We start from the raw sequence: 20421 nt of genomic DNA, 5'->3' as shown, positions 1-20421 counted from the left end.
TTATCATGATCCGGCCCCTCATCGCCTATTACTTCATAATCAGGGCCTTCCCATGCCTTAGCCTGGACAAATTCCAATAATCTGCTTTTAAAATTCCCTCTGTATCTGTAATCAAGATATTTTTCTGAATTTACAAGAACAGTACTGCATATAAAATCTCTTACAGGCTCTATACCGCCGTCAAGATACATTGCTCCTACAAGTGCTTCAAAAGCATCAGCAAGCAGTGATTTTCTCTTTCTCCCTCCTGATTGTTCTTCTCCTCTGCCAAGTTTTAAAAAAGTGCCGAGATCAATTTTGTCTGCCCAATAAGCAAGTGTGTTTCCTGATACGATAGAAGACTTTGCTTTTGTAAGCTCTCCTTCGTTTTTATCAGGATAACGTTTATACAACTGCTCAGTCACAATCAGCCCGAGAACAGAATCGCCCAAAAATTCCAATCGTTCATTGGATTCAAATTTAGAATGGCCTACGGAAGACCTGTGGGTCAATGCCTGCTCAACCAGCTCATCATTTGAAAAAACATAAGATATTTTACGATAAAGGGAATCCTTAAACGGGGATCCCCTTTTTATTCTCTTTTTAAAAACAGTCGTAAAAAAATATTTCCTGATAAGTTTCACTATTGATACTTTTTCACACAGAGTGAAACATTATGCCCGCCAAATCCAAAAGAATTTGAAAGGGCTGCTTTAATTTCCTGCTTACGCATCTTATTAGGCACGTAATCAAGATCACAATCAGGGTCAGGAACATTGTAGTTAATAGTCGGCGGCACTGCATTGTTCTTAACACTTAAAACCGTCGAAATAAATTCCACACTTCCTGCTGCGCCAAGAAGATGGCCTATCATTGATTTATTTGAACTTACAGCCAACTTATAAGAGCGCTCACCAAAAACCGCTTTTATAGCTTTCGTTTCCATTTTATCGTTAAATTGAGTGGATGTACCATGAGCATTTATATAATCAATATCTTCAACATTTAATTCAGCATCGGAAACTGCTAATTTCATAGCCCTTGCAGCACCAATTCCGTCAGGATGAGGCGCTGTTATATGATATGCATCACCCGTAAAACCAATACCTGCAAGTTCAGCATAAATTTTTGCACCGCGTTTTAATGCATGTTCCAGTTCTTCCAAAACCACAACACCTGAACCCTCGCCAATAATAAATCCGTCACGTTCATTATCAAATGGCCTGCTCGCATGTTCAGGATCGTCATTTCTTGTTGATATTGCTTTCATATTACCAAAACCGGCAAAAGACATCTCAGTCATAACACCTTCCGCACCGCCTGCAATCATAATGTCAGCATCACCACGCTCTATGTGCATAAGTGCTACACCTATGCTGTGAGAGCTTGTTGCACAAGCTGAGACAGTAGAATAATTCGGCCCGGTAAGTCCATACCGTATTGAAAAACGACCCGGAAGAATGTCAGGAATAAGCATTGGTATAAAGAAAGGGCTTACTCTTCTCGGGCCCTTCTCGAGAAGCTTTGTATGCTCATTGTGAAAGGCATGCATACCGCCGATTCCGGAACTCAAAATTACTCCGATACGATCTTTATTCTCTTTATCCAGATTTATGCCGGAATCTTCAATCGCCATGTCACCTGCGACAATACCGTAATGGGTAAACGGATCCATCCGCCTTGCCTCTTTCATATCAATATAATTGGTAACATCAAAATCTTTGACTTCTGCAGCAATTTTTGTTTCAAAATTAGCAGCATCAAACTTAGTAATACGAGAAACGCCGTTTTTACCGTTTAAAAGTCCATTCCAGAATGTTTCGACGTTATTGCCGATTGGAGAAATAACACCCAAACCTGTGACAACAACTCGCCGATTTCGCATACACATTGCCTCCTGTAACATCGGGGTCCCGCCATACAAACGGAACCCCTTTATTCAACATCTACGGGCCTGACTACTCACCCTTTTTTTGTTTTAAATATTCTAATGCTGTCCCAACTGTTGTAAGTTTTTCAGCATCCTCATCAGGAATTTCAATATCAAACTCTTCTTCAAACGCCATAACTAACTCTACCGTATCAAGAGAATCAGCGCCCAGATCATCAATAAAAGATGCCTCAGGGGTAATCTCATTAGGATCAGCTCCTAAACGGTCAACAATAATCTCTTTAAATTTAGCTTCGTCAATCATTCCTTTCACCTCCTTTACTGGTAATCCCATTTTTTTTCGGGAATCTCTCCTGTTATTTTTCAACATTTATTAAGATGTAAGCATACCTCCATCTATATTAATCACCTGGCCGGTAATATAATCTGCATCAGATGATGCAAGAAATGCAACAACTCGTGCAACATCTTCAGGATAACCTGCTCTCTTTAATGGAATCGAATCAAGAAAATCATTTTTAACATCTTCGCTGAGTTTCTTTGTCATCTCAGTTTCGATAAATCCTGGAGCAACACAATTAACCTGTATATTGCGTGACCCTACTTCCTTGGCAATACTCTTTGTAAAACCTATAAGCCCTGCTTTTGACGCTGCATAATTTGACTGCCCTGCATTTCCCATTATACCAACCACAGACGCTATATTTATAATTTTCCCTTTACGGTTTTTCATCATTTTGCGCAGAATGCTTTTTGTACAGAGAAATGCGCCTTTTAAATTTACTTTAAGAACAATATCCCAATCTTCCTCAGTAAGCCTCATAAGAAGGTTGTCTCTTGTAATCCCTGCATTATTAACAAGTATGTCAATCTGCCCGAAAGCATCTATAGATTTTGTTATCATATCCGCCACATCATCAGCATTTGAAACATCGCCTGAAACAGCTATGGATTTTACTGATAGAGAACTTGCCTCAGCTGCGGTTTTCTCAGCGCCTTCCAGATCAATATCCGAAACAATCACATCCGAGCCTCTACGCGCCAATTCAAGCACAATTGCTCTTCCTATCCCTCTGGCCCCACCTGTAACAAGAGCGACATTACCTTGAAGCTGTGACATAATCTTCGCCCTTTCCTTTTAAAATTTATCAAAATCTTTTATTGTACCACACTGGGAAACAGATACATCTCTGCTAATTCTTCGTACAAGGCCTGAAAGAACTTTACCTGATCCCACTTCAATAAATTCAGTAACTCCGTCTTTAATCATATTATTAATAGTTTCAACCCATCTTACAGAATGAGTTAACTGATTATGTAAAAGAGACTTAATTTCTTCAGCACTGCTTACAGGATAAGCAGTAACATTCGCATAAACAGGAATATTTACCATTTTTATCTGCATTGATCTGAGCTTCTCACCAAACCCTTCAACAACATCAGCCATTAAAGGGGAATGAAAAGCGCCGCTTACCGGAAGCTGGATAGCTCTCTTAGCGCCTCTCTCCTTTGCAAGCTCAACAGCTTTTGCTACTCCTTCAATGGAACCGGAAACAACTATCTGCCCGGGTGCATTATAGTTTGCAGGCTGAACAATGCCGCTGTCTGCAGCATCCATACAGAGAGCCATAACCGCTTCAGCTTCAAGGCCGATAATTGCTGCCATTGTACCAGGCTTAACTTCTCCTGCAGACTGCATAAGCCTGCCCCGCTCTTTAACAAGCTCGAGCCCCTGTCTGAATGAAAATGCTTCGGCACATGCATGAGCGGAAAATTCCCCAAGGCTGTGTCCTGCTGCAGCATCAGGGATTACACCTTTTTTCTTTAGAAGCAATTGAACAGCATAACTGTGGACATACAGAGCCGGTTGTGTAAATTGAGTCTGTTTTAGTTTTTCCTCAGGCCCGTTAAAAGAGATATCTGCAATATCAAATCCAAGTACATCAGATGCCTCGGTATAAATATCCCTTGCTTCCGGAACTGACTCGTAAAAATCACTACCCATGCCTACCAGTTGCGAGCCCTGCCCGGGAAAAAGAAAACCAATCTTACCCACAGAGTTTCTCCTTATTGGATAATACTACATACGGATTAATGCAGATCCCCATGTAAAACCGCCTCCGAATGCAACAATAAGACAAAGATCGTTTTTTTTCAGCTTACCGTTTCTTCTCGCCTCATCAAGTGCAATTGGTATTGATGCTGCTGATGTATTGCCAAACTCCTGAATATTTACATATACTTTTTCATCAGGCAGCTTAAGGCGCGATGCAATCGCATCAATAATTCTTACATTAGCCTGATGCGGAATTAAAAGATCTATGTCTTCTCCTGTCTTTCCTGCCAGTTTAAGAGCATGATTGGCTGCATCTCTCATTGTTCTTACTGCATGTTTGAATACTTCTCTGCCTTCCATTTTAATAAAATGCATCCTTTTATCAACTGTATCATGAGTTGCAGGGTTAGCTGAACCGCCTCCCGGCATACTCAGCAAATTGCCAAGGCGGCCGTCACTCTTAATGTAAGTTGAAACTATCCCCCTGTCACCTTCTGCAGGGCCTAGTACTGCCGCTCCTGCACCGTCTCCGAAAAGAACGCAGGTACCCCTGTCTTCCCAGTCAGTTATTCTGGAAAGTATTTCTGCCCCTATAACTAATATTCTATTTGCAGCTTCTGACTCGATTAATGAATTAGCAAGAGTCAGCCCGTATATAAAGCCTGAGCATGCTGCTGAAATATCAAAAGCAGCAGCATTAACAGCTCCTATCTTTGCCTGCACCTGAGAAGCTGTTGACGGAAAAATGTAATCAGGTGTTATTGTTGCTACAATTATAAAATCAAGTTCTTCGGGTTTGACTCCTGCATCTTCCAGCGCTTTTAATGCAGCTTCTGAAGATAAATCCGAATTAACTTTCCCTTCTTCAAGAATATGACGTCTTTCAATACCGGAACGTTCACGAATCCATTCGTCTGATGTATCAACTATTTTTTCAAGGTCAAAATTCGTTAATACTTTTTCAGGAATGCCTCTGCCTGTCCCAAGAATCATTGCAGGACTAGTCTCACACACTTTCATCTCCCTTCCTCTTGGCAAGCTCCTCCTCAATGTGGCTTGCAACCCTTTCCTTTATCATTCTCCATGCTTCTTCAACTGCATTTTTTATAGCGCGTGGTCCTGAACTGCCATGCCCTATAATACAAGTACCCTTTACACCTAAAAGAGGCGCTCCGCCGTACTCCTGATAATCAAAAAGCTTAAAAAACTTACGCAAACTGGGCCTTAAAAGATACATTCCGATTGTACCGGGAAGATTTCCCCTTATAGTTCTTCTCATTGTTCTGGAAATCATCCTGGCAAGGCTCTCGCCAAATTTTAAAATCACATTACCGGTAAAACCGTCGCACACAATAACATCAGCTTTACCCTTCAGAATATCTCTGCCCTCTATGTTGCCGATAAAATTCATATCACTGTTTTCAAGCAAATTGTAAGCTTGCTTCACAACATCAGTACCTTTTGAACTCTCCTCGCCTATATTGAGCAAACTTACAGTCGGCGATTTAATATCCATTACATAATTCATAAAAATAGAGCCCATAACCCCAAATTGAAACAGATGCTGCGATTTACAGTTGACAACAGAGCCTACATCAACCATCAAACACACACCGTTCTCATGAGGCATAAAAGAACCAATTGCAGGCCTCAAAACACCTTTAACTGTTCCCAACAGAAAAAGAGCCGATGCCATAACAGCGCCTGTGTTGCCTGCGCTTACAACTGCATCTACTTCCCCCTCTTTCTGCATCTTCATTGCAACAGCAATTGAAGAATCAGGCTTTGAGCGAAACACCTTGGACGGAGATTCCTTCATCTCAACTTTCTGGGAAGCATGCTTTATTGAAATCGGCAGTCCCTTTAAAAGCAGGTGATGCTGCATCTCATTTTCTATTTCGTCCTTATCTCCGACAAGTACTATTTCATACCTGCCCCCAGCTTTACGTGCTGCCTCAATCGCTCCTGTGACTGCACTCCTGGGAGCATTGTCCCCCCCCATTGCATCAACAGCAATTTTCGGAACCATAACCGCGACCTTTTCTATTCTTGAGGTATAATTACCATTCTTCCCTTATAGTATCCACAATTCGGGCATACACGATGAGGCAACTTTGGCTGATGGCAATGTGGACATTCTACCACCTGAACCGCACTGAGTTTTTTATGAGTCCGCCTCTTATCCCTTCTTGTTCTTGATATTTTTCTCTTTGGAAGAGCCACAAATTTCTCCTTTCAATATACTTATTCTGAAAAATTAATATTTTTCAGTCCTTCCCACCTCGGATCAATTACATCAGTAGGACAGGAACACTTCTCTTTATTAAGATTTACTCCACAGAGAGGGCATAAACCCTTGCAATCTTCTCTGCACAATTTTTTTACAGGTACTTCAATCAGCAGCATATCTATGACATCACTGCTGATATCTATTTCTGTTGAAGATCTATCCAGTATATGTACTGATTCACTCTCAAAATCTTCATTATCATGATCAAATGTAAAAAGAACAGCACTTGATACAGCAATTTCACGCTTATACTCTTCGAGGCACCTGTCGCAAACAAAAGTTCCTGTAGCAGAAGCCTGGAATTCACACAAATATTCCCCGCGCCCGGCAGTAATCTTCAAGGACACAAAAATATTCTCCGAGAATATACAGCCGGAAAAAACTTCAGGGTCACTCAATTTCGTCCGAAAATTATATTCTGATACCCCCTCTTTTATTCTGTTGAGGGGAACCACAATTTTTTCCTGTATACGAGGCGTCAATTTAACCAATTATATTTAATAAATCAAGATAAAACATTACTTATTCTCTAAAATTATCAGGTACAGGCGCCTTATTAATTGTAAGCCTGAGCGGGCATTTAAGGCATCTTTCGGCCTCTTTTACAGCTTCCTCGTCAGAAAAACAGAGATCAACCTGTTTGTTCGGATCTTTAAGCCTTTCATCCACAGGTATTGTCTTCATAACAACACGTTCTTCATAGCCAAACCCTTCTCTCCTGCCCATCCATGGATCAGGCTCCTCTTTCTGTACAAGTTTCTGGAAAACCTCTCCGTCGCCTCCAAGATATTTATCGATTGAAGAAGCTGCCCTCGTGCCTGCAGCAATCGCTTTAATTACTGATGCGGGCCCTGTGACAACATCACCTCCTGCAAATACTCCGTCTCTTGACGTCTTCATTGTTTTGCTGTCAACTTTAATTGAGCCCCATCTCTCAAGTTCAACATTAAATTCTTTGGGGATGACATAATCCTGGCCTATGGCAATAATCAGATGGTCAACATCAATGGCAAATTCACTCCCTTCAACAGGAACAGGCCTTCTTCTGCCGCTGGCATCAGGTTCGCCAAGCTGCATTCTTATGCATTTGACCGAGATGTTATCATTTTTTGAATCGACATTTACCGGATTAACGAGGAAATTAAATACAACACCTTCATTCTCAGCCTCTTTTACCTCTTCAGGGTCAGCAGGCATCTCAGCTTTCGTCCGCCTGTAAATTACAGAGACCTCACTGGCTCCGTTTCGTAATGCGGTTCTTGCCACATCCATTGCAACATTACCGCCTCCTACAACAGCTACTCTTCCTGAGAGATCAAAATCTTCACCGAAATTCACAGCCTTAAGTATGGATATTCCATCCTTCACTTTCGGATTATCCTCTCCTGACAGCCCCATCTTCATTCCCAATTGAGCTCCCATTCCGAGGAAAACCGCTTTATAACCATCATTAAAAAGATCAGAGATTGAATCCACTTTTGAATTAGTTTTAATCTCAACCCCGATTCTCTCAATTTCTCCTATCTCTTTATTAAGAACATGCCAGGGAAGCCTGTATTTTGGAATTCCTGCAGCCATCATACCGCCTGCAACTTTATTTGCTTCAAAAACTGTGACAGAATAGCCTTTAAGCCGTAAAAACCATGCTGCTGACAAGCCCGCAGGGCCCCCGCCTACAACTGCAACTTTCTTTCCGTTATCTTTGTTTATCTTAAACTTGCTGCGCCATCTTCCGTTGTCCTTTTCAGCAACAAAACGTTTTAAGTTTCTTATTGATATGGATCCCTTAAGATCATCTCTTCGGCATTCGCTTTCACAGGGATGATCGCATACAAGGCCGAGTATATGAGGGAACGGAACAGTTTCTCTTACAATTTCAAGAGAATCCTGAAATCTTCCCTCTGCAATAAGACGGACATATTCAGGCACATCAATATGTGCAGGGCAGTTGTAACTGCATGGAAGAAGTGTTTTCTCCCTGTCATCAGGGTCAATTTCTTTTTTCTCCGTAAGAGCACCTGAAGGGCACACTTCCACACATGCACCGCAAAATGAACATGCTGCATCCTGATAGCTGACATCGTACGCCGTTGCAACTCTGGATTCAATTCCTCTGTTTACAAATCCGAGAGCCCCGACCCCGCGTACGCTCTGACACATCTCAACACATCTCCCGCAGAGAATACAGAGATTGTAATCCCGCACAAACAGAGGTTCTTCTGTAAGTATAGGCAGATCTTTTGATTTCGGGGCAAATCCCGAAAGTACCTCCTCTATTCCGATATATTCGGCAATCTTCATCAGTTCCGTTGATTTGGGAAGGTCTTTCGGTAGTTCGCTTAGAATAAGCCAGAGAACCTGTTTGCGCATTTTTTGAATTTCAGGGGTTTTTGTTTTTATTTTCATGCCATCCTGTACTTTTGTGTTGCAGGATGTATGAAAACCTCTCATGCCTTCAATTTCTACGATACAGAGTCTGCATGTGCTGAGAGGAGGCAGATCCGGGTGAAAACAAAGACTGGGAATATAAATTCCGGATTCATGAGCAGCCTGCAGTATTGTCTTTCCAGGATCAACATTTATCTTTTTATCATCAATTATTACTGTAATCATTATAATCTTCCTTAAAAAATGTGTTTATCTACTTTATTGCCATAAAATCACATGCATTGATACAAGACTTGCACTTAATACATTTCTCTTTATCAATAAATGCGTATTCACCTTTTTTCCACTCAATTGCATCAGTAGGGCATGCTCTGTAACATGCACCGCATTTAACACACTTTTCTTCCATAACTTCAAAATGAATCAGCTCAACACACTCATGCGCTCTGCATTCTTTATCTTTGATATGTTCTTCATACTCTTCCATAAAATAACGCATTGTTGTTAAAACAGGATTTGGGGCTGTGTTACCCAGACCGCATAAAGCAGTATTTTTAATGGTTTCTCCCATGCTCTGAAGGAATTCAAGATGCTCTTCCTTTCCCCTGCCTGCACAGATATCTTCAAGCACTTCCTGCATTCTCTTCAGCCCTACACGGCACGGAACACACTTACCGCAGGATTCAGCAACTGTAAACTCAAGGAAGTATCTTGCAACATCAACCATACATGTACCTTCGTCCATTACAATCATACCTCCGGAACCCATTATTGCCCCGGTTTCGGTAATAGACGTATAATCAATAGGTGTATCAAGCAGAGATTCAGGTAAGCATCCTCCTGAAGGGCCTCCAAGCTGAACGCCTTTAAACTTGATTTTCTTTTTCAGCATTCCTCCGCCCGGGCCGAAAACAAGGTCTCTGATAGTTGTTCCCATCGGTACTTCAACAAGCCCTGTATTCTTAATCTTGCCTGCAAGGGCAAAAACTTTTGTGCCTTTACTGTCTTTGTATCCGATTGAGGAGAACCACTCTGACCCGCGGGTGATTATATGCCGGACATTTGCCAGAGTTTCCACATTATTAATAATAGTAGGCTTTCCCCAAAGCCCTTCAACTGCAGGATAAGGGGGCCTGGGGTTAGGCCTTCCCTTTTTCCCCTCAATTGATGCAATCAGAGCCGTTTCTTCACCGCACACAAAAGCTCCGGCACCTTCTTTTATATGAAGGGTAAAAGAAAAATCACTTCCGAGAATATTCTTGCCGAGATAGTTTCTCTTTTCCGCTTCCTCTATCGCAAAAGTTAATGTTTTAATTGCAAGAGGGTATTCGGCACGGCAGTAAATATATCCCTCATCCGCTCCGACAGTGTACCCTGCAATAGCCATACCTTCCAGAACAGCATGAGGATCACCCTCCAGCACGCTTCTGTCCATAAAAGCGCCGGGGTCTCCCTCGTCTGCATTACAGACAATATACTTCTTGTCGCTTTCAACATTTTTACAGAACTTCCATTTTGTCCCTGTTGGGAAACCTCCGCCTCCTCTTCCGCGAAGGCCCGACTTTGTAATTTCTTCCAGTACCTCTTCCCTTGACATAGACATGGTTTTTTCTAAGCCTTTGTATCCGCCGGTCTCTATATACTGATCCATATCCATAGGATCTATTTCACCGCAATTGGCAAGAACTATTCTTGTCTGATCTTTAAAAAACTGTTCATAACTCTCGCCTGTCTGCCGCTTTTTATATGGTTTTCCATTAATTAAATGATCTTCAACTATCTTTTCCACATCTTCAGGTTTGACATATTGATAAGTAATTCTGCCGAGAGCAGGAGTTATAATATCAACGAGAACATCACGGAAAAGCCCTCTGTCCCCGACGCGCATAACTTCCCACGAATTTTCAAGCCCCTTTTCTTTTAAAGCAGCCCGAAAATTTTTCTCAACATCCACAGCTCCTGCTGATAACCCGCTTGTTCCCATACATATTAATATTCTGTTCTCCATCTACTTATCACTCCTTGTTCGATATTTCTCAACCAGCTCATCTAACATTTCCACTGAACAGTTTCCATGGAACTCATCTCCCACAGCAACCACAGGAGCCATACCGCAGCATCCAAGGCATGCTACACGCTCAATTGTAAACATACCGTCATCTGTCGTCTCTCCGCTCTCAATACCAAGCTTTCCTTCAAGATAATCAAGCAGTGCCTTACCGCCCATAACATGGCAGGCAGTTCCCTGGCAAACACGGATGGAATGTTTACCCCTTGGTGTAAGATAAAACTGGCTGTAGAATGTAAGAATACCGTAAACCTCAACAGGGTAGATTTTCATCTCTTTTGAAATGTACTCAACAGCTTCTTTGGGAACAAATCCATATACTTTCTGTACATCCTGAAGGAGAGGTATTAAAACGCCATTTTTGCCACGGTACTTCTCAACAATTTTTTCCGTTTCCGTGAGGTCTACACTCATACTACATCCTTTCCTTTATTAAAAATATTTACAGTACAATATTACAAAATTTTCAGTACGGATAATGATACAAACGACGCATGAAAGTGTCAACCCTTTTCTTGCCGAAAAGTATTTTTTTTATTCTTCCATAAAAACGGCACTGATTATTTTATCAGCAATTTCAGGTATTTTTTCAGCAATAACCGGTGTACATTCTTCAGAAAAAGTAGTTACATCTTCAGCCTCAATACCAAAAATTAAAATTTGTGACGGAAGCTGCATGCCTATTTTACGGCCAAGTACAAGAGCCTCAGAAAAAGGTACCTGATGACGGGTTAATGACGAACCTCCAGGCAGGTCATCTGCTTTTATTGCTACAACCGTGCCCGGAGGATATTTGCCCGTGCGTACAGCATCAATTATTACAGCACGGCCAAAACCTGTAATATAATCAAGGAGCTCCAACCCTCCAACACTTGCTTCCTTTATGGTTACTTGAGAATCGTCAATTTTTTCCCCGATCTCACGAAGTACATAAATACCAACCCCGTCATCACTGAGAATAGTATTTCCAAGCCCCACATAAACAGTCTTGATATCATCGTCAGTCTTTTGTTTTTGTAAAATCACTGTTTCCCGTACTTTTCCAATCCCTGTTTATACAAATCCCCGCCATAACAGTCATTTACAACTACAGCAGGGAAGTCTTCTACTTCAAGCCTGCGGATACCTTCAGGCCCGAGATCTTCGTAAGCAATGAATTCCGCTTTTTTAATACTTTTTGCACCGAGTGCAGCAGCGCCTCCCACTGCTCCGAAATAAACAGCTGTATACTTTATCATAGCCTCAATTACAGAACTTGAACGATTTCCCTTGCCTATCATCCCCTTAAGCCCTTTTGCAATCAGGGTCGGGGCATAGGGATCCATTCGATAACTTGTTGTCGGGCCTATGGAACCTATGGGCTTACCCGGTTTTGCAGGTGCAGGGCCTGCATAATAGATTATCTGGCCGTCAAGCTCAAGAGGCAGGTTCTCGCCCCTTTCCAACGCTTCAATAAGACGCTTGTGCGCAGAATCACGTGACGTATAAATTACTCCGCTTATTAAGACAGAATCTCCGATATGTAAATCTTTTATGACTTCGTCAGTAAGAGGAGTAATAATTCGCTTTGGTTCAGCCATAACTTTCTCCTTTTTATGAAGAATTAGACAATTCTTTTATCTCTTAATTTAACAATATTGCGTTTAAATGAACTTGATTTCTTCAGATTGTAACCTCTTTATGCCTTGCAACATGACACTGCATATTGACAGCAACAGGAAAGCTTGCAATATGGCACGGATGCACTTCAATATGTACAGCAAGTGCAGTACATCTGCCGCCGAATCCCTGGGGGCCTATTCCGAGTTTATTGATTTTTTCCAGCAGCTCCTTCTCCAGATCTGCATAATAAGGATTGGGATGAACCGAGCCAACTGGCCTTAAAAGCGATTTTTTTGCAATCTGTGCACATTTTTCAAACGTGCCTCCTATTCCCACACCCACGATTACCGGAGGGCAGGGATTGGCTCCTGACTTAAGGACTCTTTCAACAACAAAATCCTTCACGCCTTCAACTCCTGCAGCAGGAGCCATCATTCTAACTTCACTCATATTTTCACTCCCTCCGCCTTTGGGAGCAAAAACAATCCTTATTTTATCTCCCGGGACAATATCAGTATGGATAACTGCAGGTGTATTATCTCCGCTGTTTTTTCTTTCAAGCGGATCAGTTACTACTGATTTTCGAAGAAATCCGTCTTTATACCCCTGTCTGACTCCTTCGTTTATTGCTTCTGTAAAATCCCCTCCTGTTATATTTACATCCTGCCCGAGCTCCACAAAAAATACCGCATAACCTGTGTCCTGACAAAGCGGTACTTTATCCTCACGGCTTATTTCAATATTCTTAAGGATTTGCGTAAGCACATCCCTGCCCGTAGGAGATTCCTCCTTTTCATAACACTCTTTAATTTTATCCACTACATCATCGCCAAGATAAAAATTGGCGTCCATACACAGCTTCTTTACTTCCCGTGTAATAGTAGAAACATTTATTTCTCTCATAATTCCTCCCAATAGTGGTAACAAAATTTTATACTGTACCTGATTAATAAATCATTACTTTTTAATTAATATAAATCAACACCTGGCATCTTAAGTTTTATTATTTAATTTTAAGACCACAGACATTTTACTAATTTATTTACAGCAGCAGAATGTTCCTTCTTACTCATCTGTTTCAGATTATACAATTTCCACTGAACTCCCGGCAGCTTCTCAATTCCCGTTATACCTAATCTATTCCAATCTGGACGTAATTCTTTTACAGACAAGAGGAACTCTCTTTCATCTGGTGTCAATCCCGAATGTATTTGTTCAACTAAATCTTTCCGTGTATTTTCAAGATCCTTTAATTTCACCGGATAAAAAGTCAGTCCCTGAAACTCATTCTCAAAGGTACTGCTTATATCTTTAAAATTCGGATCAAACAGTTCAACAATGGGACGGTTATGACTAATCAGAAACTATAAAAGCCTTTCTTATATAGTCTGTCAATCCTTCATTATCAAGAAGAAACTTTACATCAAAAAAATCTCTGGGATGCTGTCTGTCAAGCGCCGCACAGATTTTACTTCCGTATAAATCTGCTACAGATAAAATATTAAATTTTACTGATGCGCTATATTTCTTCATTGCATTATCACAAAGCCTCTGTATTTGTGTTCCATATACAGTTCCGCGTATCACCAGATTAGGTTCTATTTTAACCCGAGCATTCCCATGTTCAACAGATAATGCATATATAAGACCTGTAGATTTATCTTTTTTTTCAAAAATTCGTGAATTACTTATTTTATTTTTAATCGTTTCGGTAATTCCATAGAGAGACTCGGAAATATTTTTAAGTGTGTTCTCTCTGTTTTCAACAGGAAGGTAAGTTAAATCAATATCTACAGGCAATCTCGGCATATTACGGTAAAAAAAGTTAATGGCGGTACCTCCTTTTAAAGCAAAGCGTCGTTCCTTTGCAATAACAGGTAGAATACGCATTATCAGCCTGGCCTGTATATCAAAAATTGAAGCTCTCATAACCGGATTCTTTTGGAATAGTAATTGAGTATTTTTTATCCAATATACCATCTTTGATAATTTGTCTTTGTCCGCTGCCAAGATTAATATTTGCAAGGTTTAATTCATTAAACCAGTCATGCCCTGCCATGTCTGCAAAATACAAAAACAGACGTTTTACTTTTATAAACTGACAATTCTCGAGCAGCAACTGGGCAATCCAGGGCCTTAACACAGTTAAATTCTCCATAATTTTCCCGGCTTCCTCAAATTCCTGCAGCCCTGGGATAAGATAACACATTTCCATTGATGCTCTTTCCGGGGAAGAAAGCCTGATTTCAAACTCACGATACTGGTAATTAACGAAAGTATCAGACAAATTTTCCGAAAAAAGTTTCGTCGGAAAGTACAATATTCTTGTATTCCAGCCTGCCTTTTTAAACCATGACGGTAGTCTTGCATTTCTGTATCCAAATAAATGACATACAGGTACATTTCCGTTTACCGGGATATAATGAGAATATCCCTGCAGAGACAGAGATGTTTTTGCTCCGACATGAATATTTATATTAAGCTGCTTCTGCATTGCATACACACCGCCAAACCATTCCACCGAATCGCCCGGCAATTTATACGCTCCTCTTGCTACAGGCTCCAGCCATCGGCGTTTTTTATACTCCTGAACCAGGCTGTCGCCGTATCCCTGCTTTCTTAAATAATCTGAAGTAACTACAGTGCCCCTCGGCAGAGAATTGACAAGTCTATTTAATTTTGTAACATTACCTACAGTCATACTGTATAAAATAGCACAATATTAAACGAAATCAACTTGTTTTTGTGCTATTTTTCCCCTTACTTTAACCAAATTCCTCTTCCATTTTACCAGATAGTCACACTTTAAGCCCCATGATTATCAGGCTGTAAAATTTTCCATCCATTTCTGCAATCTCCGGCAGTTCCCCCCATTTTTCAAATCCATACTTTTTAAGAAGCCTGACACTGACAGCATTATGCGAAAAAACATATCCAACGAAATTTCGGATTCCCAAATCACGGCTTTTTTCAATGGCCCAGTTCATAAGTTCAGAACCGGCCCCTTTTCCCTGAAAATCCTTATCAACGTAAATGCTTAATTCTGCTGTAAAATGATACGCCGGCCTTCCGTAAAAATCTTCAAAACTCATCCACCCAATTACATATCCTTTAAGATCAAACACCTTAACAGGCCTTGTTAATGAATGTTTATTGAACCATGCCGACCTTTCCTGCACAGTGGCAGGTACTGTATCTGCTGTTGAGATTCTCGTAGGTACGGCCTGATTATAAATTTCAACAATACGTGTTAAATCATCCTGTACAGCATCCCTTATTAATCCGTCAACACTCATTTTACATCTCTAAAATAGTTTTAACTAACTTTTCAATACCTTTTGCAATATCAGCTATTCCGGGCCCAAGCATGTATGCAGGGGTTGACACTATCATGTTCTCTTCATCAACAACAATTTCATCAACTGCCGCAGGTTTATGTTTTGCTCCGAAAAATTCAATATCATCTGCAGTGGCCATATCAGACCCTATTGTAAGAAGAGGGGTTATGGCCTTATCTTTAAGTGCTGCTGCAGCAACAACAGGCGCAATGCACATGACTCCAAGAGGTTTTTTATTCTTGATAAAATAAATTATCAGGTTCTCTACTTCAGGGATAACAGTGCAGTTTCTGCCAGTTACAGCATAATCTGAAAGATTCTTTACTGCTCCGAATCCGCCAGGTAAAATAAGTGCATCCAACTCAGAAGTGTCAATTGCGGAAATATCTATGATATTGCCTCTTGCAATCCTGGCAGCTTCAGTTAAAACATTACGGGCTTCCCCTGTATCCTTTTTCGTAATATGGTCAACTACTGATAAATTTTCTGAGGGCGCAATACACACTGCTTCTCCGCCGTATTTATCAATAAAAAGAAGGGTGAGAGTTGCTTCGTGGATTTCGCTGCCGTCAAAAACTCCTGCACCTGAGAGTAAAACTCCTATTCTCTTTTTCATGGTTCTACTCCTTTTAAAACATACGTTTGACATGACACGAATATTGATTGTTCCCGGCAGTGCCGAAAAGATTTATAGAAAAAGTACTGTAGTGCATCGATACATTTAATACACTTGAATCTGATACAATAATCACATTTCTGCCGTGCTTTAAGATAAAAAAAATGTTCCAACTTCCCAAAAACTTTTTTGAGAAAAAAGGAACATTTTTTCATACTTTATGTAGCAGGAAAACAATAATTTACTGTCTCTCTAAATAAAGTTTGCTTTTCAGCTCATCAGACTCTTTTTGTTTCATTAACAGAATCCTGCCAGACGCTTTGGCAAAAACAGTTCCGTCTTTATCAGTTAAAGATGCTTCACATATACATATACGTTTTTTTGATTCTGTCACTCTGCCGCTGACAATGCACATTTTTTCTATGGTGACAGGTTTTAAAAATCTGACATTTATCTCTGCAGTAACGCCAAATCTTTTTCCCGATACATAAGCAGCCCATACAATTGCTTCGTCAAGAACAGCGCTTACAATACCGCCGTGAACAATATTTCCGTATCCCGAAAAAACAGCACTCGGGATAAATTCTGCTCTGACTGTACTGCCGTCGCTGTAAAAACGCAGTTTTAGCCCTCCCGGGTTGTCTCTGCCGCACACAAAACATCCAGGAAACTCCGGAAGTTCAAAAAAATTTTCCACTCTTCTTTATCCAAGCAATTTTTTCATGGCAGACCCTATTTCAGAAGGAGAATCAACCACTGTAACTCCTGCATTCTTAAGGGTCTCTATTTTTGCAGCAGCAGTACCTTTGCCTCCCGCAATTATTGCCCCTGCATGCCCCATTCTCTTTCCCGGGGGAGCGGTTCTTCCTGCAATGAATGCAACAACAGGTTTGTTAAATTCCTCTTTTATATACTCTGCTGCAATTTCTTCATCAGAGCCGCCAATTTCTCCTATCAGAACAACTCCTTCGGTCTGCGGGTCATCTTTGAAAAGTTTCAGGCCGTCAATGAATCTTGTACCTATTATGGGATCTCCGCCAAGCCCTATACATGTGGACTGCCCCAAGCCTTCGCGTGTCAACTGATCAACAGCCTCATAAGTCAAAGTTCCGCTTCTCGAGAGTACACCTACACTACCCTGCTTATGAATAAATCCCGGCATAATACCCATTTTTGCTTTCCCCGGAGATATGATACCCGGACAATTGGGGCCAACTAAGCATGAATTCTTATCTTTTAAAAATGTCCATACATTAACCATATCCAGTGTCGGGATACCTTCACTTATGCATATTATTAATTTTACTCCTGCTTCTGCTGCTTCCATAATCGAATCTGCAGCAAACAGAGGCGGAACAAAAATTACAGTTGCATCGGGCTGAACTTTTTCCACAGCCTCTTCAACCGTATTAAAAACAGGGACATTATTACAGGTCTGTCCGCCTTTTCCCGGAGTTACGCCTCCTACAACATTTGTTCCGTACTCAATCATCTGCTTAGAGTGGAACTCACCTTCGCTTCCTGTAATTCCCTGTACAATTACGCGTGTTTTATCATTTAGAAGAATACTCATGTTACCCTCATATCTAATTGATTTTATAGGCGTTATATCAAGCTGATACTGCTGCTTTAACAGCCATTTCAGCAGCTTCCTTTAAAGTTGACGCAACTGAAAATTTCAAACCCGATTTTTCAAGAATCTCTCCGCCGAGCTCACTGTTTGTACCTGCAAGTCGAACAACTATCGGTACCTTCACGTCTAACTTCTTTGCTGCTCCGACAACACCGTTTGCCACACGGTCACACCTGACAATTCCTCCGAAAATATTTATCATAACCGCTTTAACATTTTTATCCGCAAGAAGAATCCTGAATGCATTCTCAACTCTTTCGGGAGAAGCTCCGCCTCCTACGTCAAGAAAGTTTGCCGGCATACCGCCGTGAAGCTGGATTATATCCATTGTAGCCATTGCAAGGCCCGCTCCGTTAACCATACAACCGACATCTCCGTCAAGTTTGACATAGCTGAGGTTGTACTTGGAAGCTTCAACTTCAGTGGGCTCTTCTTCAGATATATCACGCAGCTCGGCTATATCGGAATGTTTCGGAACTGCATTGTCATCAAAATTAATCTTTGCATCAGCAGCAAGAAGACGGCCGTCATTTGTAACTACAAGGGGGTTAACCTCAACAAGCGATGCATCCTTCTCAATAAAAAGTCTGTACATATTTGCAACAAGTGCAGCACAATCTCTTATTAGTTCCTTTGGGAGAGCAAGGCTGTATGCAATCTTTCTTGCCATGTAAGGCTGTATGCCCACTGCCGGATCAACAGGAACAGTAACTATCTTTTCCGGTGTCTCGGAAGCGACCTTTTCTATCTCCATCCCGCCTTCCGTGGATGCAATTACTGTTATACAGGATCTCTGGCGGTCAACTACCATACCGAGATAGAGTTCATCTTTTACACCAAGAGCTTCTTCGATTAAAACCGAATGCACTTCTTTTCCTTCCGGGCCTGTCTGATGAGTAACAAGAGTCATCCCTATAATTTTTTGTGCATTCTCTTTTGTTTCCTCAGGAGTTGATGCCAGTTTTATGCCTCCGCCCTTGCCCCTGCCGCCTGCATGGATCTGAGCTTTTACCACAACTCTTTTACCAAGCTCTGCGGCTATATCTGCAGCTTCTTCAGGAGTCTTTACATTCCGCCCTTCGGGTACAGGAATATTATAAGACCTGAACAGCGCTTTTGCCTGATACTCGTGAATTTTCATTTTTCGTTCCCTTGTAAAAAGTTAGTTTGCCACACTATTTGTCAATCTTTTTTCAAAAAATAATTAAACTATAGATTCTTCTGCCTGCTTGCTGTATTTTCTTGCCAATAGTTTAATTTTATTAACATAAATGTAAAGTATTCGCTCAATTATTTTAAAATTACAAATTCTCTGAAATTTACCCTGTTAATCACCTGTGCTTTCGCATTATACGTTTTTACAAATGTTTCGGGTAATTTGGGTTTCTTTTTCTCATTCCATTTAAACTCATATCCTGTAATCACTCCTTCTTTTTCTTCCACAAAGTCAACTTCCTGCTGCTGCTTTGTTCTCCAGAAATACATTTTTGCAAAAGTATCTTTGTAAATATTTTGCTTCCGTCTTTCAGATATCAGAAAATTTTCCCATAACGCACCTTTATCAGGTCTTAAATCAATTGGATTAAAATTGCCTATTATCATATTTCTGACACCGTTGTCATAAAAATAAATCTTTCTGTTTCGTTTAATTTCATTTCTGACATTTCTGCTGAAACAGTTCAACCTGAAAATAATATACCCCTTTTCAAGAATCTCAATGTATTTTTGGACAGTATTCTTATTAATTCCCACCATCTGTGACAATTCATTATAATTTACTTCGCTTCCTACCTGCAAAGCAAGGGCCTGTACTAATTTTTCAAGAATATCAGGTTTTCTTATTTCCGAAAATGCCAGGATATCTCTGTATAAATAACTGTTAACAAAATTTTTTAATACTTCTCTTTCATTTCCCTGATTATTTAATACATCCGGATAAAAACCGTACAACAATCGATTTTCAATCCGCTGCTCTGCTTTTAAGAAACCGAGTTTATTCTCATATTCTTCCCAAGTTATCGGAAATAATTCGTATTCCCATTTTCTTCCTGTCAACGGTTCATTCAACTTATTTCCCAGATCAAACGAGGAAGAGCCGCTGATAAATAATTGAACATAATTAAACTGGTCTGTCATTATTTTTAATGTCAGGCCAATTCCATCTATTCTCTGAGCTTCGTCAATAAAAACGGTTTTATTACCGGCTAAAATAGCTTTTATTTGCCCGGTATTCGGGTTTGATAACAGATTTCTGACTGTAGGATCATCTCCATCCAGAAACAGATAATTAGTATTTTCCAGAATTTTCTTTACAAGCGTTGTCTTTCCAACCTGCCTTGCTCCGACAATTATTACAGCTTTGCCGCTGTTTATTTTTTCTCTGATTTTATTTTCTAAGGTTCGTAAATACATTGTTTTTTCGGATAAAAATACCGATTCGTCATCATAATGACCAAAAGTTATAACCAAAAGTTACCATGATGGCTTATTGTTATTGTTTTTAAGTTTTCTTGCAATAATAAAGTAAAAAGAATTAAGGAAATAATCAATAAAATTATGC

General features: G+C 40.5%; 24 protein-coding genes. All 24 read right to left on the bottom strand.

Going from position 1 to position 20421, the window contains the following annotated elements; translation table 11 throughout:
- A partial coding sequence (gene rnc, locus J7K93_12000) for a ribonuclease III (GenBank protein ID MCD6117732.1) occupies positions 1-623 on the bottom strand: 623 nt, incomplete at its 3' end.
- Positions 623-1864 carry a beta-ketoacyl-ACP synthase II gene (fabF, locus tag J7K93_11995; GenBank protein ID MCD6117731.1) on the bottom strand — a complete coding sequence of 414 codons (1242 nt, stop codon included), beginning with the start codon at positions 1862-1864 and terminating at the stop codon, positions 623-625. The genes fabF and rnc, both read right to left, overlap by 1 nt.
- A 73-nt stretch (positions 1865-1937) precedes the next feature.
- On the bottom strand, positions 1938-2174 hold the full coding sequence (locus tag J7K93_11990; protein ID MCD6117730.1) for an acyl carrier protein: 237 nt from the start codon (positions 2172-2174) through the stop codon (positions 1938-1940).
- 69 nt (positions 2175-2243) lie between these two features.
- Positions 2244-2990, bottom strand: a complete 747-nt coding sequence (gene fabG / locus J7K93_11985) for a 3-oxoacyl-[acyl-carrier-protein] reductase (GenBank protein MCD6117729.1) — start codon at positions 2988-2990, stop codon at positions 2244-2246.
- Between the two features lie 18 nt (positions 2991-3008).
- A complete protein-coding gene (fabD, locus tag J7K93_11980) occupies positions 3009-3926 on the bottom strand; it encodes an ACP S-malonyltransferase (GenBank protein ID MCD6117728.1) in 918 nt (305 codons plus the stop codon).
- A 24-nt stretch (positions 3927-3950) separates the two neighbouring features.
- The gene (locus J7K93_11975; protein MCD6117727.1) at positions 3951-4946 is read right to left on the bottom strand and encodes a ketoacyl-ACP synthase III; all 996 of its coding nucleotides are present in this window, start codon (positions 4944-4946) and stop codon (positions 3951-3953) included.
- Positions 4933-5955 carry a phosphate acyltransferase PlsX gene (gene plsX / locus J7K93_11970; GenBank protein MCD6117726.1) on the bottom strand — a complete coding sequence of 341 codons (1023 nt, stop codon included), beginning with the start codon at positions 5953-5955 and terminating at the stop codon, positions 4933-4935. The genes J7K93_11975 and plsX overlap by 14 nt, the downstream gene beginning before the upstream one ends.
- A 14-nt stretch (positions 5956-5969) precedes the next feature.
- Positions 5970-6149 carry a 50S ribosomal protein L32 gene (gene rpmF, locus J7K93_11965; GenBank protein MCD6117725.1) on the bottom strand — a complete coding sequence of 60 codons (180 nt, stop codon included), beginning with the start codon at positions 6147-6149 and terminating at the stop codon, positions 5970-5972.
- Positions 6150-6170: 21 nt separating this feature from the next.
- On the bottom strand, positions 6171-6563 hold the full coding sequence (locus J7K93_11960) for a DUF177 domain-containing protein (GenBank protein MCD6117724.1): 393 nt from the start codon (positions 6561-6563) through the stop codon (positions 6171-6173).
- Between the two features lie 175 nt (positions 6564-6738).
- On the bottom strand, positions 6739-8829 hold the full coding sequence (locus tag J7K93_11955) for an FAD-dependent oxidoreductase (protein MCD6117723.1): 2091 nt from the start codon (positions 8827-8829) through the stop codon (positions 6739-6741).
- Positions 8830-8857: 28 nt separating this feature from the next.
- The gene (locus tag J7K93_11950) at positions 8858-10612 is read right to left on the bottom strand and encodes a 4Fe-4S binding protein (GenBank protein ID MCD6117722.1); all 1755 of its coding nucleotides are present in this window, start codon (positions 10610-10612) and stop codon (positions 8858-8860) included.
- A complete protein-coding gene (nuoE, locus tag J7K93_11945) occupies positions 10613-11086 on the bottom strand; it encodes an NADH-quinone oxidoreductase subunit NuoE (protein ID MCD6117721.1) in 474 nt (157 codons plus the stop codon). It abuts the gene before it with no gap.
- 120 nt (positions 11087-11206) lie between these two features.
- Positions 11207-11698: a hydrogenase maturation protease gene (locus J7K93_11940; protein MCD6117720.1), complete on the bottom strand. Its 492-nt coding sequence runs from the start codon at positions 11696-11698 to the stop codon at positions 11207-11209.
- Complete coding sequence (locus J7K93_11935; protein ID MCD6117719.1) at positions 11695-12252, bottom strand: Fe-S-containing hydro-lyase; 558 nt, start codon at positions 12250-12252, stop codon at positions 11695-11697. The genes J7K93_11940 and J7K93_11935 overlap by 4 nt, the downstream gene beginning before the upstream one ends.
- 82 nt (positions 12253-12334) lie before the next feature.
- Positions 12335-13177 carry a fumarate hydratase gene (locus J7K93_11930; protein MCD6117718.1) on the bottom strand — a complete coding sequence of 281 codons (843 nt, stop codon included), beginning with the start codon at positions 13175-13177 and terminating at the stop codon, positions 12335-12337.
- Positions 13178-13287: 110 nt separating this feature from the next.
- Positions 13288-13533, bottom strand: coding sequence for a hypothetical protein (locus tag J7K93_11925; GenBank protein ID MCD6117717.1), 246 nt, complete (start codon positions 13531-13533; stop codon positions 13288-13290).
- Positions 13534-13627: 94 nt separating this feature from the next.
- Positions 13628-14203: a nucleotidyl transferase AbiEii/AbiGii toxin family protein gene (locus J7K93_11920; protein ID MCD6117716.1), complete on the bottom strand. Its 576-nt coding sequence runs from the start codon at positions 14201-14203 to the stop codon at positions 13628-13630.
- Positions 14184-14975, bottom strand: a complete 792-nt coding sequence (locus J7K93_11915) for a type IV toxin-antitoxin system AbiEi family antitoxin (GenBank protein ID MCD6117715.1) — start codon at positions 14973-14975, stop codon at positions 14184-14186. The genes J7K93_11920 and J7K93_11915 overlap by 20 nt, the downstream gene beginning before the upstream one ends.
- Before the next feature lie 97 nt (positions 14976-15072).
- The gene (locus tag J7K93_11910; protein MCD6117714.1) at positions 15073-15570 is read right to left on the bottom strand and encodes an N-acetyltransferase; all 498 of its coding nucleotides are present in this window, start codon (positions 15568-15570) and stop codon (positions 15073-15075) included.
- 1 nt (position 15571) lies between these two features.
- Complete coding sequence (elbB, locus tag J7K93_11905) at positions 15572-16228, bottom strand: isoprenoid biosynthesis glyoxalase ElbB (protein ID MCD6117713.1); 657 nt, start codon at positions 16226-16228, stop codon at positions 15572-15574.
- 241 nt (positions 16229-16469) lie between these two features.
- Positions 16470-16925, bottom strand: a complete 456-nt coding sequence (locus tag J7K93_11900; protein ID MCD6117712.1) for a PaaI family thioesterase — start codon at positions 16923-16925, stop codon at positions 16470-16472.
- A gap of 6 nt (positions 16926-16931) precedes the next feature.
- Positions 16932-17801, bottom strand: coding sequence for a succinate--CoA ligase subunit alpha (gene sucD, locus J7K93_11895; protein MCD6117711.1), 870 nt, complete (start codon positions 17799-17801; stop codon positions 16932-16934).
- Between the two features lie 37 nt (positions 17802-17838).
- Positions 17839-19002 carry an ADP-forming succinate--CoA ligase subunit beta gene (sucC, locus tag J7K93_11890; protein MCD6117710.1) on the bottom strand — a complete coding sequence of 388 codons (1164 nt, stop codon included), beginning with the start codon at positions 19000-19002 and terminating at the stop codon, positions 17839-17841.
- Positions 19003-19151: 149 nt separating this feature from the next.
- A complete protein-coding gene (locus J7K93_11885) occupies positions 19152-20273 on the bottom strand; it encodes an ATP-binding protein (protein MCD6117709.1) in 1122 nt (373 codons plus the stop codon).
- Between the last annotated feature and the right edge of the window lie 148 nt (positions 20274-20421).

The organism is bacterium, from assembly GCA_021158245.1.
GTDB lineage: Bacteria > Zhuqueibacterota > QNDG01 > QNDG01 > QNDG01 > QNDG01.
This window is presented reverse-complemented; position numbering and strand designations above follow the sequence as displayed.

What these genes read in the sequence shown, in the direction of transcription:
- fabF (MCD6117731.1), bottom strand. Translation starts at nt 1,864, where the DNA reads ATGCGAAATCGGCGAGTTGTTGTCACAGGTTTGGGTGTTATTTCTCCA.
- J7K93_11990 (MCD6117730.1), bottom strand. Translation starts at nt 2,174, where the DNA reads ATGATTGACGAAGCTAAATTTAAAGAGATTATTGTTGACCGTTTAGGA.
- fabG (MCD6117729.1), bottom strand. Translation starts at nt 2,990, where the DNA reads ATGTCACAGCTTCAAGGTAATGTCGCTCTTGTTACAGGTGGGGCCAGA.
- J7K93_11975 (MCD6117727.1), bottom strand. Translation starts at nt 4,946, where the DNA reads ATGAAAGTGTGTGAGACTAGTCCTGCAATGATTCTTGGGACAGGCAGA.
- plsX (MCD6117726.1), bottom strand. Translation starts at nt 5,955, where the DNA reads ATGGTTCCGAAAATTGCTGTTGATGCAATGGGGGGGGACAATGCTCCC.
- J7K93_11955 (MCD6117723.1), bottom strand. Translation starts at nt 8,829, where the DNA reads ATGATTACAGTAATAATTGATGATAAAAAGATAAATGTTGATCCTGGA.
- J7K93_11950 (MCD6117722.1), bottom strand. Translation starts at nt 10,612, where the DNA reads ATGGAGAACAGAATATTAATATGTATGGGAACAAGCGGGTTATCAGCA.
- nuoE (MCD6117721.1), bottom strand. Translation starts at nt 11,086, where the DNA reads ATGAGTGTAGACCTCACGGAAACGGAAAAAATTGTTGAGAAGTACCGT.
- J7K93_11935 (MCD6117719.1), bottom strand. Translation starts at nt 12,252, where the DNA reads ATGGCTGAACCAAAGCGAATTATTACTCCTCTTACTGACGAAGTCATA.
- J7K93_11930 (MCD6117718.1), bottom strand. Translation starts at nt 13,177, where the DNA reads ATGAGAGAAATAAATGTTTCTACTATTACACGGGAAGTAAAGAAGCTG.
- J7K93_11920 (MCD6117716.1), bottom strand. Translation starts at nt 14,203, where the DNA reads ATGAGAGCTTCAATTTTTGATATACAGGCCAGGCTGATAATGCGTATT.
- J7K93_11915 (MCD6117715.1), bottom strand. Translation starts at nt 14,975, where the DNA reads ATGACTGTAGGTAATGTTACAAAATTAAATAGACTTGTCAATTCTCTG.
- J7K93_11910 (MCD6117714.1), bottom strand. Translation starts at nt 15,570, where the DNA reads ATGAGTGTTGACGGATTAATAAGGGATGCTGTACAGGATGATTTAACA.
- elbB (MCD6117713.1), bottom strand. Translation starts at nt 16,228, where the DNA reads ATGAAAAAGAGAATAGGAGTTTTACTCTCAGGTGCAGGAGTTTTTGAC.
- sucD (MCD6117711.1), bottom strand. Translation starts at nt 17,801, where the DNA reads ATGAGTATTCTTCTAAATGATAAAACACGCGTAATTGTACAGGGAATT.
- sucC (MCD6117710.1), bottom strand. Translation starts at nt 19,002, where the DNA reads ATGAAAATTCACGAGTATCAGGCAAAAGCGCTGTTCAGGTCTTATAAT.
- J7K93_11885 (MCD6117709.1), bottom strand. Translation starts at nt 20,273, where the DNA reads ATGTATTTACGAACCTTAGAAAATAAAATCAGAGAAAAAATAAACAGC.